The organism is Amycolatopsis sp. NPDC059027 (assembly GCF_042739735.1).
Taxonomy (GTDB): domain Bacteria; phylum Actinomycetota; class Actinomycetes; order Mycobacteriales; family Pseudonocardiaceae; genus Amycolatopsis.
In genome coordinates this window covers 36,871-49,878 of the sequence record NZ_JBHYIK010000070.1, presented here as the reverse complement: position 1 = coordinate 49,878, position 13,008 = coordinate 36,871, and the positions used below count along the sequence as shown (strand labels likewise).

Annotated in this window: 19 protein-coding genes; 11 read left to right on the top strand and 8 right to left on the bottom strand. The window is 65.7% G+C overall.

The window, feature by feature from the left end; genetic code table 11:
• Positions 1–198: 198 nt before the first annotated feature.
• Entirely contained in the window at positions 199–1,281 is a 1,083-nt protein-coding gene (locus ACFWY9_RS35880; protein ID WP_378340973.1) for a ricin-type beta-trefoil lectin domain protein, read from the top strand.
• A gap of 213 nt (positions 1,282–1,494) precedes the next feature.
• Here ACFWY9_RS35880 and ACFWY9_RS35875 read toward each other — a convergent pair whose 3' ends face one another.
• Positions 1,495–1,848, bottom strand: coding sequence for a zinc-binding dehydrogenase (locus ACFWY9_RS35875; protein ID WP_378340972.1), 354 nt, complete (start codon positions 1,846–1,848; stop codon positions 1,495–1,497).
• Positions 1,849–1,874: 26 nt separating this feature from the next.
• On the opposite strand from ACFWY9_RS35875, the gene ACFWY9_RS35870 reads away from it, so the two are divergent.
• Together ACFWY9_RS35870 and ACFWY9_RS35865 are read left to right on the top strand one after the other, a co-directional pair.
• Positions 1,875–2,039, top strand: a complete 165-nt coding sequence (locus tag ACFWY9_RS35870; RefSeq protein ID WP_378340971.1) for an FRG domain-containing protein — start codon at positions 1,875–1,877, stop codon at positions 2,037–2,039.
• 75 nt (positions 2,040–2,114) lie between these two features.
• On the top strand, positions 2,115–2,423 hold the full coding sequence (locus ACFWY9_RS35865; protein WP_378340970.1) for a hypothetical protein: 309 nt from the start codon (positions 2,115–2,117) through the stop codon (positions 2,421–2,423).
• Between the two features lie 30 nt (positions 2,424–2,453).
• Here the strand turns inward: ACFWY9_RS35865 and ACFWY9_RS35860 are convergent, their stop codons facing one another.
• On the bottom strand, positions 2,454–2,948 hold the full coding sequence (locus ACFWY9_RS35860) for a universal stress protein (RefSeq protein WP_378328399.1): 495 nt from the start codon (positions 2,946–2,948) through the stop codon (positions 2,454–2,456).
• A 160-nt stretch (positions 2,949–3,108) separates the two neighbouring features.
• On the opposite strand from ACFWY9_RS35860, the gene ACFWY9_RS35855 reads away from it, so the two are divergent.
• The 7 genes from ACFWY9_RS35855 (at position 3,109) to ACFWY9_RS35825 (ending at position 7,585) form a co-directional block, all read left to right on the top strand.
• Entirely contained in the window at positions 3,109–3,933 is an 825-nt protein-coding gene (locus ACFWY9_RS35855; protein WP_378340969.1) for a hypothetical protein, read from the top strand.
• A gap of 258 nt (positions 3,934–4,191) precedes the next feature.
• Entirely contained in the window at positions 4,192–4,773 is a 582-nt protein-coding gene (locus ACFWY9_RS35850; RefSeq protein WP_378340968.1) for an HPP family protein, read from the top strand.
• A gap of 124 nt (positions 4,774–4,897) precedes the next feature.
• Complete coding sequence (locus tag ACFWY9_RS35845) at positions 4,898–5,668, top strand: Acg family FMN-binding oxidoreductase (protein ID WP_378340967.1); 771 nt, start codon at positions 4,898–4,900, stop codon at positions 5,666–5,668.
• Positions 5,650–5,889: a hypothetical protein gene (locus ACFWY9_RS35840; RefSeq protein ID WP_378340966.1), complete on the top strand. Its 240-nt coding sequence runs from the start codon at positions 5,650–5,652 to the stop codon at positions 5,887–5,889. The genes ACFWY9_RS35845 and ACFWY9_RS35840 overlap by 19 nt, the downstream gene beginning before the upstream one ends.
• The gene (locus tag ACFWY9_RS35835; RefSeq protein WP_378340965.1) at positions 5,889–6,485 is read left to right on the top strand and encodes a hypothetical protein; all 597 of its coding nucleotides are present in this window, start codon (positions 5,889–5,891) and stop codon (positions 6,483–6,485) included. The genes ACFWY9_RS35840 and ACFWY9_RS35835 overlap by 1 nt, the downstream gene beginning before the upstream one ends.
• Positions 6,486–6,497: 12 nt before the next feature.
• Positions 6,498–7,007: a universal stress protein gene (locus tag ACFWY9_RS35830; RefSeq protein WP_378328404.1), complete on the top strand. Its 510-nt coding sequence runs from the start codon at positions 6,498–6,500 to the stop codon at positions 7,005–7,007.
• Positions 7,007–7,585 (top strand): CBS domain-containing protein, encoded by a 579-nt coding sequence (locus ACFWY9_RS35825; protein ID WP_378328405.1) that lies wholly within the window; start codon positions 7,007–7,009, stop codon positions 7,583–7,585. Before ACFWY9_RS35830 ends, ACFWY9_RS35825 begins: the two co-directional genes overlap by 1 nt.
• A gap of 932 nt (positions 7,586–8,517) precedes the next feature.
• Here ACFWY9_RS35825 and ACFWY9_RS35820 read toward each other — a convergent pair.
• From ACFWY9_RS35820 to ACFWY9_RS35795, 6 genes are all read right to left on the bottom strand, one after another.
• Positions 8,518–9,009 carry an SRPBCC family protein gene (locus ACFWY9_RS35820; RefSeq protein WP_378340964.1) on the bottom strand — a complete coding sequence of 164 codons (492 nt, stop codon included), beginning with the start codon at positions 9,007–9,009 and terminating at the stop codon, positions 8,518–8,520.
• On the bottom strand, positions 9,009–9,656 hold the full coding sequence (locus tag ACFWY9_RS35815) for an SRPBCC family protein (protein ID WP_378331818.1): 648 nt from the start codon (positions 9,654–9,656) through the stop codon (positions 9,009–9,011). The genes ACFWY9_RS35820 and ACFWY9_RS35815 overlap by 1 nt, the downstream gene beginning before the upstream one ends.
• Positions 9,653–10,051, bottom strand: coding sequence for an ArsR/SmtB family transcription factor (locus ACFWY9_RS35810; protein WP_378340963.1), 399 nt, complete (start codon positions 10,049–10,051; stop codon positions 9,653–9,655). Before ACFWY9_RS35810 ends, ACFWY9_RS35815 begins: the two co-directional genes overlap by 4 nt.
• A gap of 292 nt (positions 10,052–10,343) precedes the next feature.
• Complete coding sequence (locus tag ACFWY9_RS35805) at positions 10,344–10,859, bottom strand: hypothetical protein (RefSeq protein WP_378340962.1); 516 nt, start codon at positions 10,857–10,859, stop codon at positions 10,344–10,346.
• Positions 10,860–11,309: 450 nt separating this feature from the next.
• Entirely contained in the window at positions 11,310–11,501 is a 192-nt protein-coding gene (locus tag ACFWY9_RS35800; RefSeq protein ID WP_378340961.1) for a DUF397 domain-containing protein, read from the bottom strand.
• Complete coding sequence (locus ACFWY9_RS35795) at positions 11,502–12,344, bottom strand: Scr1 family TA system antitoxin-like transcriptional regulator (protein WP_378340960.1); 843 nt, start codon at positions 12,342–12,344, stop codon at positions 11,502–11,504. It abuts the gene before it with no gap.
• A 365-nt stretch (positions 12,345–12,709) separates the two neighbouring features.
• On the opposite strand from ACFWY9_RS35795, the gene ACFWY9_RS35790 reads away from it, so the two are divergent.
• Positions 12,710–12,991 carry a hypothetical protein gene (locus tag ACFWY9_RS35790; protein WP_378340959.1) on the top strand — a complete coding sequence of 94 codons (282 nt, stop codon included), beginning with the start codon at positions 12,710–12,712 and terminating at the stop codon, positions 12,989–12,991.
• Positions 12,992–13,008 lie beyond the last annotated feature (17 nt).

Here is a 13,008-nt window from a genome sequence, read left to right as displayed (position 1 = left end):
GCGTCCTCGTCCATGAACCGGCGGCCGCGGGCGTTGACGAGGATCCGCGACTTCGGCGGGAAACCGGACTGCCAGTGGTGCAGCCGCTGGAAATAAGCCGTGGGCCGCGACACCCCCCCCCCGACCCCCCGACCCCCCCGCGCCGACAATTCTACATACGAAAGGACTAAATCAGTGAAAACAACAAAAGCGAGACGCGTGAGATCCCTGTGGCGAAGGGTAACCGTGGTTATCGCGGTGCTGTGCGCGGCCGTGGGGATCACGTCAGCCGCAGCGACCGCGGCGCCTCAGACGAACGCATCGCCGATGGCGCTGATCAAGTTGACCTTTACCAACCTCAACAACGGCAACCTTTTGGACGTCCAGAACGGTTCCCGCAACGACAAGACGCCGCTGGTCACCAACCCGGCACCCGGGTTCGCCACCACGTGGCGCATCAACACCGGAGCGAACCCCGGCGCGGGATTCGCCATCGTCAACGACACCATCGGCAAGTGCGTCGACGCCGACCGCAATCTCTACGCGCTGCGGCTGCAGCCCTGTGACGGACGCGCGACCGAGCAGTGGTACTTCCAGCCGGTCAGCGGATCGGGGCAGAAGGCGTTCATGATCCGCCACGTCACCGACAACGCCTGCTTCACCGCGCAGGTCCCCCCTGGCACCGACAACGGGGCCTACTCCAACACCTGCGACGGCACACCGTACCAACAGTGGACGCTGCCCGCCGAGGCATACAAGACGGCCTGGAACACCGCTGTGGACTACGCCGCCGCGCGGTGCGGCAAGGACACTTCGACCTGCTCGTGGACCACGGCCAACCAAACGACACCCTTCGCCATGCCGGAGGCGTGCGTCTCGCCGGTGTGGTTCAACGACACTTCCCAAACGATCCCGTGGACATTCTCCCTGACCACCGAAACAGGCTGGACGAACACGATTGGATTCATCCTGTCGGGAAGCTTTTCCGCTGGTGGCAACGCCGGTGTCGTCAACCTCCAGCTCATGGTTACCGCCGAGATCCATGGGAGTACCACGCTGGACCTCAAGCAGACGTTGGGCAACAGCCTGCAGGTGAGCGTGCCCCCTCGCCAGTATGGGTGGGTCACGTTGTCGGAGCTGGCGACCAAGGTCACCGGTACATGGACGTTCGACACCCAAGGCTTCCCCTGGACCGCCGACGACACCATCACCGTGCCGCTCAAGAGCGATTCCACCGGTGGCGCGAGCATCTACAGCGCACGGACCAGACCGACCTTCACCAACTGCGCCGGAACGACGTAACAGCGCCAGTGGAGTCGATCCAGCACGGGCCGCCTGTCCCGGTCGCCGTCGGCAGGCATTCGCATTGACCTGTTTCGCGGGTCACAGAGCTGGAGCCGTCTGCGCCGTTCGGGAGGACCAAATAGGCCTCCCGAACGGTGGTTCATCCCATCGCTTATCACGACAGGGGCGACCACCGCGCGAGCCCGCGTTCCGAACGGCCGATATGCGGCGTTAGCGGGTGTTCTGTTCGGGGAGCAGGACGAGCTTGCCGCGGGGGTGGCCGGACATGCCGAGTTCGACGGCGGACCGCCAGTCACCGAGCGGGTAGGTGCGCGCGATCGGGATAGTGAACACGCCGTCGGCTGCGAGCGCGGCGTATTCGGGCAGGAACGTGGCGGCTGGTACCGGATCGGTGGCGTGGTCGAGGCTGACCCGCGCGCCGAGTCGCCTCGCCTCGTCATGGTTGCTGCTCGTCATGACGCGGTGCGGGTCCCCGGTGATGGCGATGAGTTCGGGGATGGCTCCCGCATACGGCGGCGGAGCGTCGAATACGAAGTCGACCGGGCCACCGGCGAGCTCGCGCACCCGATCGGCTGCCTCTCCTCGCGTCCGTGCAACACCACGGTGTTCCCGCTCGGCTGGTCGATGTGACATCCGACCCCGTGACGGCGCTCTGGTTCGCGACCGAAGAACACCGGCCCGACGCCAGCGGTCAAGTGCGGCAGAGTAAGGGGGTTTTGTTCGCCGCCGATGTAACCGGTACGGAGTGGTATTAAACTTTTGAGCATGGGTAAACGAACAACACTTGGGGGAGTGCGGCAAGTCCCCTGTCTGCGACTTACGAGCAAGCGTTGGCCAAGTCGGCAAGCGAAAAATCGATATTCCGGGTATTTTCTGCGTTTCCGGATGAGCGTATGAAGGCGCAGCAGAGGTTCTTTCTGGGGAGCGCGGTCCCGGCGCGCACTCAAGCGCCCGGTGTTCTAGGGATCCACCTCGCCGCAACGCCTCCCGGCGTGGCCTGTCTGAAGAAGCTCTTGACCAGTGGCCGCGCAGTGACCGTACCCTTCTGTGCCATAGTCATTCCGGCGCATGTGAAACGTAAACTCAGCCCGGACGTCGATGGGTTTCGCGAGGCACTGATCCGAAATCAGCTTGATTGAGATCGTGGGTCGAGTTCTCCGGTTAACTCTTCACAAGCCCGTCGCCTCGTCCTCGCTTGCCTCGCTCCCCAAGGGGATCCGCCGTGCCGCTTCGGGGGTGATCACGACGACGGGACACTGCGCGTGCCCGACGCAGTGCCCGGCGACGCTGCCGAGGACCAGCTGCCCGAGTGCGGTGGTGCGGCGCGCGCCCACCACGAGCAGGTCCGCGGTGGCCGACGCCGCGACCAGTTCGCTCGCTGCGTCACCGTGCACGATGCGATCCTTCACGGGTGCGGCGTCGGCGAACTCGGCTCGTACGGCGTCGATCCGTTCGGCGGAGATCGGCGGGCGGACCGGCCGCCTGCCGTGCGGTTGCAACGCCAGTGACGTTCCGGGAAGAAGTGAATCTCGCGGAGCGACGTACAGCGCCTCGAGCCGGTCGTCGGACCGGGCTTGGCCGAGTGCCCAGCGGAGTGCGGCGTCGCCGGCGGGGGAGCCGTCCAAGCCGATGATGATCAGCCGGTGGTCCTTCTGCTGTGTCATGGTGTGGCTCCTCGGTCCCGGAATCTCGTGGGCTGTGCCGGAAGTGTCGGCGTGCGGGCACCCGGCCGACCATGGCCGAAGGTCCTCGCGCGCGGGGTCGGAGGCCACTGGATCGAGGCCGGGGGGCGGCGAACACTGGACGCGCGGCCAGGAGGATCCCATGACGCTCACCCAGACTGTGCAACCCTCGGCGCGTTCGCACGAATGGTCACACGACGAGCAGAGTGTTCTCGTCGGCGCGGCTCGCGAGGCACCGCCACGGAGGCTCAGCGGTGGCTGGGTGGTGCAGATCCACGACGGCGCCGTCGACGTCTTCGAGCGGACCGGTTTCCGGGTACCGGGCGACGACCGCGCGGGGCGGGCCCGCCTGATCCACTGCGGCGCGGTGCTGGCGAACCTCGAGGTGGCGGTGCGCGTGCTGGGCTGGGTTCCGGTGACCGTGATCGGATCGGCTCCGGAGGCCCCGGACCGGATCGCCCGGATCACCGCCGGGACACGCACCACACCGTCCACACGGGACCGAGCCGGGTACCGCGCCGTCTTCGGACATCGATCGCGGTCCGATGTGGACACACGGCGATTGGCGCGGACACTGGTGGAGCAGCTGCGGCCACGACTGTCCGGTACCGGAGTCCGAGTGCGTGCGGTGCGGGAGAGCGATGCCCACGCCCGGATCGGTGAGCGATACCGTCTCGCGGATCATCGCGAGCATCCCGGTGGCTGTTTCGCGATCGCGGTCGGCCTCGAGAGCCGGTCCGATCTGATCCGGGCCGGGCAGGCCGCCCAGTATCTGCTGCTGGCCGCGGCGGAGCTCGGTGCGGTCGGCGACTTCGTGATCGCCCCCTTCCGTTACCCGAAGACACGGGCGTCGCTGGCTGGTGAACTCGCACTACCCGGTTTCGTGGAACTGTTCGTGTCGATCGCGATCCCGGAGCCCCGGCGACGGCCACTCACCGACCCGGAGTACCCGGCAGCCCGCCCGTGAGCGCTTTGCCCGGACGGGTCCGAAGCCTGGGGGAAGACTCTCGTGGTCTTTGGTCCTGGGTTTCGGTGTCTTCCGCATCCTGCGCAGGGCCCCAGTGTGCGCGAATGTGGCTTTACTAATCCGGCCAGAAGTAGGCGGACACGGGCCGCAGCCGATTCGCTTGCAGAGACCCGTTTCCGCCGTGGCTGTGGCCGGATTGGTAACGAGCGGCACAGTACCATCGAGAAGTAGGTGAAGCCGATGTTGACCGAGGAGATCATGAGCACGCCCGTCACGTGTGTCACGCCGGACGCGCCGGTGACGGAGGCGGCGGTAGTGCTTACCAGTCGTGGGATCGCGGCGATGCCGGTGCTCGAGAACGGGATCCTGGCGGGGCTGGTGAGCGAGACCGACCTCATGACCGAAGACGCAGCGAAACCGGGGGCTCTGGTCGCCGATCTGATGACTCGTGACGTCGTCACCGTCGCGCCGGACACCCGTGTCGCCGAGCTGCCCGAACGTCTGCTGCGCAATGGTGTCCGCAGCATGCCGGTCGTTTCGGACGAGGGGCGGGTGCTGGGTATCGTCGCGCGCCGGGATGTGGCGCGGGCGTTGGTGCATCACGACAGCGCGCTCGTGCGTCAGGTGCGTTACCGGCTCGACGGGTACTTCGGGTACGGCAGGCGGTGGGATGTGGAGGCCGATCGCGGGATGGTCACCGTGACCGGGGAATTCCGTGACGGCTCCGAACCACAGATGGTGCAGGCGATCGCGGAGATCGTCCCCGGGGTGAAGTGGGTCCGGGTCGTGCCGCGAAACACGACCCTGTCCGCTGAGGAGCCCGGCGGACGGTCGTCCTGATGCGCCTTTGGTGCCTGACGGGCCGGGACCAACGTCCCGTGCGCCGATGACCGGCGGCCGCATCGGGACCACGCGGTGAGCGGCGAAGCTGAACGGGTAGGAGAAGACAAGCCCGGGAGCGATGATGACACGCGCACTGTCCATTGTGGTCGATCAGGCGCTCGCGGCCGCGGTCCGGGCTCCGTCGCCGCACAACACCCAGCCGTGGCGGTTCGCGCTCGACCGCGACCGGGTTGAGGTCCGGCTGGACCGTGACCGCGTGCTGACCGTGGCCGACCCGGAGGCGCGCGAAGCCAGGCTGTCTTGTGGTGCGGCGCTGTTGAATCTCGTTGTCTCCTTGCGGTGTCAGGGTTTCGAGCCGCTGGTCGAGCTGCTGCCCGACGCCGCTGAGCCGGATCTGCTGGCGGTGGTGACCCACGAGGGGAAGCATCGTGTCTCCGTTGAGGACCAGACGCTCGCCGACGCGGTGTTCCGCAGGCACACCCACCGTCGGCCGTTCCTCGATCGGACGGTCTCGGCGGGCATTCAGGCCACGCTCGCCCGCGCCGCGAGCCGTGAGGCCGCCAGCCTCCATTTCGTGGACGCCGAGTACGCGGGTCTGACCGCGCTCGTGCGGCGCGCGGAGTTCCTGCAGGCAGGCGACGACGCGTTCCGTGCGGAAACCGCACGGTGGACGCGCCGTGACGCCGCCAGCCCGGACGGGGTGCCGCTGGCGGCCGCGGCTCCGCCGCCGGACCACGACGGTGTGGTGGCGTTGCGGGAATCCCATCTCGATCCGGATCTGCCGGTGCGCGCGCGTACGAGCAGCAGCCGTTGCTCGCGGTGGTGCTCACCCCGGACTCGGGTCCCGCGGCGGAGGTCCGTGCGGGCCTGGCGATGCAGCGGGTTCTGTTGACCGCGACCTCGGTGCGGGTGGCGGCATCGTTTTTGTCCCAGCCGTTCGAGGTGGCCTCGACCCGAGGCCGGATCACCGAGCTGTTCCGTCCGCTCGGCCGTCCGCACACCGTGCTGCGCCTGGGCTACGGCTACTCGGCCGCGTCGTGGACCGGCCGCCGTCCGGTCCACGACGTGGTGGTCACCGATGAAGACACCGAACGAGCCGAAAGGAGCTCGTGATGACCACCATGCCCATGGTCACCCGGTGGTGGCATTGGCTCTGTCCGCGCCGAGGCGGCCTCGCCCGGCGATCCGACCGGATCGAGGCCGTGATCCTGGTGGGCGCGGTCGTGCTCGGACTGGCCGCGGTGCCGCTCGCCGCGGCGGCCGGGTCGGTGGTCTACGCCCGTTCGCGCGCGGTGTCCGTCCAGCAACTCGCCGAGCGGCTTCCGGCCGAAGCGACGCTGCTGGCCGACGGCCCGGTCGCCGAGGCCGCGGGCCGGGCCGGGGCAGTGGCGGAGAAAGCCCCGACCGCCGCGATGTGGACGCTGCCGGACGGCACCCTGCGGCGCGGCCGGATCGACGCCATCCAAGGCACCGTGACCGGCGCGCGGGTCCCGATCTGGCTCGACCGGAACGGCAACCCGGTGGACCCACCGCTGTCGGTAGTGGGCGCGGGCGTCAACGGCGCCGCCGCCGGCATGGGACTGCTCGCGGTCACGTGGGCGCTGCTGGCGGCGGTGTACGCGGTCAGCCGCTGGGCCTTGGACAGGGGCCGGTACGCCCGCTGGCAATCGGAGTGGCGCCGGGACCAGAAACGTCGGGAAAACCGCTGAAGGGACAGGACAATGACAGAGGACAAAGCGAGCAGCCGGATCGTTGTGGGAGTAGACGGGTCAGCGGCGTCGGCGGCCGCCCTGCGCTGGGCGCGGGCGGAGGCTGACGCCAGGGGCGCCGAACTGCACGCGGTCACCGCCTGGCTCTACGACCCGATGCTCGACGACGCGTCGATCGCCCGGATACAGGACGACGCGCGCGAAGCGCATCTGGCCAAACTCAAGGAGTTCGTCGCGACGGTGCTCGGTGACGACCCGGGTGTCGAGGTGACCTACGAGGCTCCGGACGGTGACGCGGCGGACATGCTGGTGGCGAGGTCCGTGGACGCGGCCATGCTCGTGCTCGGCGGTCACGGTACAAGGAAGCTGCGGCACCTGCTGGTGGGTTCCGTGTGCGCGGCCTGCCTGCGGCACGCGTGCTGCCCGGTCGTAGTCCTACCGGACGGAGTGACGTCGAAGGTGGACGTGCTGGAGCGCTTGCTCGGCTCGGCGGCGTCGTATGTCCCGGGGCCGGTGCTGTGATGCGGGCCCGGGAGATCATGAGCAGCCCGGCCGTCACCACGGAACCCGGCACCCCGGTACGTGAGGCCGTGGCGCTGCTCGTCCAGCACGGATTCGCCGGGCTTCCGGTCGTGGACGAGCAAAACCGGGTGGTGGGTCTGTTCACCGAATACGACGCGTTGCGCGGGGCGCGGCGGCAGGAGCGCGTGGCCGTCACGGTCGGCGACGTGATGACCTCGCCGGTCGAGGTCGTCTCCCCGGAGACCAGGGTGACCGAGATCGGCCGCCGGATGCTGGCCGACCGGCTTCGCTGCCTGCCGGTGGTGGCCGACGGCGTCGTGGTCGGCGTGATCAGCAGGCGGGATCTCCTCCAGCCGCTGGTCCGCCACGACGACGCCATCGCCGCGCAGTTGCGTGCTCTGCTGACCGACTATTCGGGACACCGCGGCCGCTGGTCGGTCGAGGTCGTGGGTGGTGCGGTCACGGTGTCGGGCACCTTCGCCGACGAGGCGGAACGAGCGGTGATCACCGCATTGGCGCGCACTGTGCCCGGAGTGTCCGAAGTGGACTGCCGCGCTGAGCACACCGCGGTCCGATGAACACCGGCACCAGCGCGCTGCTCGCCGACGGCACGGTGGTCACCGTGCGGGAGTTGTGCGAAGCGGACGCGGTGTCGGTGCTGCATCGCGGGCTCTGCGAACGGGATCGGTAGCTGCGGTTCTTCACGACCCAGCCCGCAGGCGTCGCCGGGCTCGCGCACACCATCGCCATAAGGCCAGCGCCGCCGCGTGGGCAGGCCGAAGCCATCCACGCCCGCACGGCGGCCAACACCGCCACCACCCTCGCGGCGCAGGCACAGTACGCCGCGAACGACTCCGCCACCGCCGCCGAGTCCGCCGCCGGAATCGCCGAGGCCGCCGTGGCGGTTCGCCGAACCGCCGTGGCTGCCCGACCTGCTCGAGCGACCCGCGGTTCGCCGCCGCGGACGAAGCGGAGCTGCGGTATTGGCACCGTATCGCGGGAGGTGCCCGGACAGACGCGACAACCGACGACCCCGCGGTCGGCGAATTCGTGACCGGCGGGCCCGTGGCGACGAGTCTGCGGCTGGCCAACCTCGCGTTCGTCTGTGTCACGACCTGGCCGCACTTGCCCGAGCAGGCCCGGCACACAGTCTTCGGTGTACTGGAACAAGCCCCCGCGGATCGCGACCGGCACGAGCAGTTCTGGGTCGAGAGCTACGTGATCAACGACTGGCCGCCCCGCCCTCGGCCAACCCGGCAGCCCAAGGTCTGCTGTTCCCGGCCGACCTCCCAGCTCCAGTTCTCGCCGAGCTCCTCGGACTGCACATCGGCACAGCCGTCACCTGGACCAAGACCCTCCAACGGGACTGGTCGGCCTACCTGGAAGCCCGCGCGGCCAACAGCAACACCATTGTGCTTGCGCTGCGGAGCGCGCGTGGACAACCCCGCCTTGGCGTCGCGTCGGATCGCGGCGTACAGGTCGACGCGTGAGGTGGGTGGTCAATGGCAGGTCAGTTCGTCCCTTGGCGGACGTCCGTCCCGTGCTCGGCGAACGCTTTGAAGTCCTCCATGTGCTGCCGCGACTGCCTGCGGAAAGAGCCAGGCATCACAAGCCCCACCAGCCGCATCAGCAATCCGTCGAACCGGAACTCGCTCTCGCTCTCCCACAGCGTGGTGTCCGGACCGGCTCCGATGAGCCGGTCGCGCTGCGCCTGCCACATGCCCTCGCCGACGATCTCGCGGTCGTAGTGCACGACGACGGAACTGGGGATGGCGTGCAGGTCTTCAGGTTCCAGCCGCGTGATGGTCTCGGTGGCCTCCATCCTCTGCTTCCCCCTTTGAAACACGACTCGCGAGGTGGTGCCGAGCTCGCCGTGCACACCGTTTACCGGCTCGTGCAGTACCAAGCCCCGCAGCCACTTCGGCAGGTGCGCCGGGTCGGCGAGCAGCTGGAGCACCTTCTCCCGCGGCAGGGCGATCTCGATCGAGGTGGTGTACTTCATCAAGCGTTCCTTCCGGGGGCGTAGAACGCGGTGGTGGCCTCGACCGCGGCCGCCACGTGATCCGGATCGCCGCCGGCGGCCAGGTGAGCTTCGCCCCATGCCGCGGCGCTGCGCCGCGCGAACTCGCGCCCCTCGGGCGAGGTCCGGAACTCCTCGTGATCGAGGGTCTGGCCGTCGGCCAGGAACCGGGCCAGGGTGAACAGATGCAGGTCCCAGCCCACACCGCCGGCACCGGGGCCGTAGGTCGGGAACATGGGCTCCCCGACGGCCACGGCATGGACCAGTTCAAGCTCGGTATCCCCGGCAGGGCCCGGGGACAGCCGCACCTCGACCTCGCTCGTACCCGGCCACTCGTCGGCGTCCGGTCCGAAGAGCCAGGACACCCGCAGCAGCCGCGGCGGCTCGCACCGGAGGATCTCCCCGTGCTCACCGCCGTCCAGTTCGAACGACCCGCCCAGCCGAAGGTCCCCGGTGATCGACTTCAACCAACGGCCCAGCCGCTCAGGGTCGGTGACGGCGTTCCACACGTCGTCGACCGGCGCGTCGTAGCGACGCCGCAACTCGATCGTGTAAGCGTCGCCGGCGGGCAAGGCCGCTGTTCCCATCGCCCGGCGCGCGGCGGCCAGTTCGTCCAGTACGTCCTTCATGTCATGTTCCTTTCATGGGCGGATCGGCCTCGCCGACGCCGGTGCCGTCCCGGGGCTGGCCGGCCCCGGGACCGGGATGCATGCGTGCCTCGGGCCAGCTCGGTGCCCAGGGCGTCGAGCCGCTGATCCCAGAACCCGCGAAACCGGTCCAACCACACGTCAACCTCGCTGAGCGGCTTCGGGTCGACGGCATAGAACCGGCGAGCCCCCGCAGCCCGGACCGACGCGAACCCGTTCTCACGCAGAACGCGAAGATGCTGGGAGACAGCCGGCTGGGACAGTGCGAACTCGGTCCGGATCACGTCCGTGATCGCCCCAGAGGTCCGCTCACCGTCGGCGAGCAGCTCCAGAATGCGCCGGCGCACCGGGTCGCCGAGAACGTCGAACGCGTGCACGAACCAGAAACATACCAGACCTGACTTATATAAGCCACAGCTGGTGCTTTGCCGTTACCTCCCGGCGTCGACGCCCATCGACACCCGGTACGGCCCCTCGATGCTGATGTCGAACGAGACCGACATCCGGTGTGATGGTGTTCGCCGGGTCTGTAGTGATCCTTCGGGTACAGGCGGAGTTGGAGTCGCCACCCCTGGCTGACCAAACGTGCTGAAAAAGCCGGCCTGCCCAGCAAGACCGGCAAGGGAACACCAAGATCGACAACAACTGAAGCTCATTCTGAAGCGAGCGTCACCAATGACAGCGCCACGCCGTTGGCGAACGTCCCCACAACGGCAGATGCGGATGTCCATGGAACGCCCGGATACGGGAAATGGTGGCCACCTGATGACCGGCCCGCGCATCGCCCGATTCGCGAGGGGCGCGAACCTGGCGCCCTCGACGGTCACCAGACGGTATTGGAAGCTGCCCGCGGACAGCGGCGGTCGGCGTCGTCCACGTCGCCGTGGTGGGTACGAGAGCGCCGCGGACGCGCAGGCGGGGGTGGGGCAGGTTCGGGACTTGCTCGGGGTCGCTGAGGTCGGTGATGACGAGACGTTGCGCAAGATCGGGGACTTGCTCGCGCGAGTGATCTCGGACAAGCAGCCGCTGCCCGAGATCGAGGACGTGCGCCGTCTCGTCCGCGCCGGAGCGACCACCCTCGAACATCCGTTGATGGACGCGGAGGTCGACGACTTTCTGAAGCGGAAGACGCGGACGGTGAGCCGGAATATGTACCGACGCGGCGCGGAAGTTCGCGGCGAACATCCCGCGGCGGTCGCTGCAGTCCACCAGCAGCCTCGGGCTCGTCTCGGGCTCGCAGGAGACCACAGTGGACAGTCCACAAGCGGAAGAAAGTCTTCCGGAAAGCACAAAACTCCAGGTCATCAAATCCGATGACCTGGAGTCTAGGGGTGCGCCATCAGGGACTCGAACCCCGAACCCGCTGTTTCAAGATCCACTCTTCCGAGACGAACCGGAAGGCCCCGAAAGTGTCCGGTGAGCTGGGAAGTTAGCAATTGTGAACGCTGATCGATTAGGGGTAGTTCCGGCTATCTCTGAGCGATTAAGTGGAGTAAAAGTGGATCGAAGACTTGCGGGAGATTTGGCGTAAACGCCTCGGGTATAAGAGAAGCGGCACGCCGAGAGGTTGGCGTGCCGCTGTGTTGGCTGAGCTGAGCGGCATTGGAATTATATTGTTCCCGCTGGATAATTGATCTAAATCTGTTCTTTTTTGAGAGTGCGCAGGAAGCTTTTCATTGCTGGGTAGGAAATTTGCAAGGTTCCCCCGGTGGGGTTTTTGCTGTCTCGTATGTATACGCAGTGTGGGCCGAGTGCGAGTTCTACGCATTCTTGCGCGGGTGCGGACCGGCTGGATTTCCGCCAGATCAACCTTTGGCCAGTACTCATCTAAGATGCTTCTTTCTTGAATCTACTCAAAGCCTTCTCTAAGAATTTGAATGTTTCTTCTGGAGTGGCCGCCATGTCGGCGACGTCAATGAATCGCCCGGCCAGGAACTCGACATCACGTTGGCTGGTCGCCATGTTTCCTCCTAGTGGAGTATCGAAAAATGCCACTGGTGGATCAATTTTGCTGTCGGCAAAATGAAGCATCGCGAACGAGCCCGCCAAAGCTAGATGCGCTATGCGGGACTTTGGTACAACCTGCAACGTAATATTTTCGCGCTGAGCAAGGGTTACGAGACTGTCAAGCTGCCTTAAGGAAACATTCGGGCCGCCTACGTCTTGCTCTAGCACTGATTCGGCAATGACCGCATGAAGTTTCAGGGGATTGAACCCGCTTAAACGTCTCTGGCGTCGTAGCCTCACCTTAACTTGCGTTTCAATTTCTACCGGCGGAAATCCTGCGTGAAGGGCTCGTACGTAGTCTGCAACTTGCAGTAGTCCCGGCATGAGTACTTGCTGACAGGTTGTTACCCGTGTCGCTTCGTCCTCAAGTGAGACAAAAGGTCGCAACGACTCACCAATGCCGTAGGTCGCCCACGGGCTTGCGCCTGCTGCATCCGCCCTGAGTTTTTTGAGGTGCGCTATCTCTTTAGGTGACAGCTCAAGGACTGTTACCAGAACGTCGAGATCGTTAAGGCTGGGTTTAGTTCGCCCTTGCTCCCAGGAGTTAATGGTGGCTTGGCTCCGGTTCACAGCCGCACCTAACTCTGTCTGTTTGTATCCGGCTTCTTCTCGAAACCGCTTCAGTTCTCCGCCGAATCTCCTAAGTGCCCCCGAGCTAGCCAACCTAAATTCTCCGTTCCGTTAACTCGACTCAGTGAAATTTTATAGTGCAACTTGCACCACTCAGAATCACCCGAAAGGTTTATTGCGAAACCTAATATTTGGACCCAATATCGACCCTAACCAATAAATCACTTCGCATATTGGGTTCCAAATAAATTTGCGCAAGAAAGATTCGGGGTTGCTTGTGAGAGAAGGTTATACCCATAAACCGTGGTTCTGGGTTGACGAGAGCACCGCGCTCGAGTATCGGCTTCGCGATAGCGGTTCGTTTGTTGACGTCTATGCAACTGGAAGTTTTGGGATACTTGGCACTTTTTGCTTGACGATGACGCATGGTGCAGTCGTCGCCATGTCTCTAATGCTTTGTGAAGCTGATCGTGAGCTTTCATATGGCAGATAACCGGATTCCTCATGATCTGCGGGAAGCGAGATCTTTTATTGCCCGTCATGAGCCAGTTGGAGGCGCAGATTTGGGTGAGTGGATTAAATTCCGTAAGTTTGCCGAAGATGTATACAGGCGAATTGCTCGAAGGGCACAAATAAACAAACGACGCGCCCTAGTTTACGCCGAAAGGCAAGCGGCGGAAGCAAGAACTCTTGAAGACATGATGCGTGCGAGACAAGAAGAAGGGGGAGGACTGTTGTGATTCAAAATCCTAGCCCA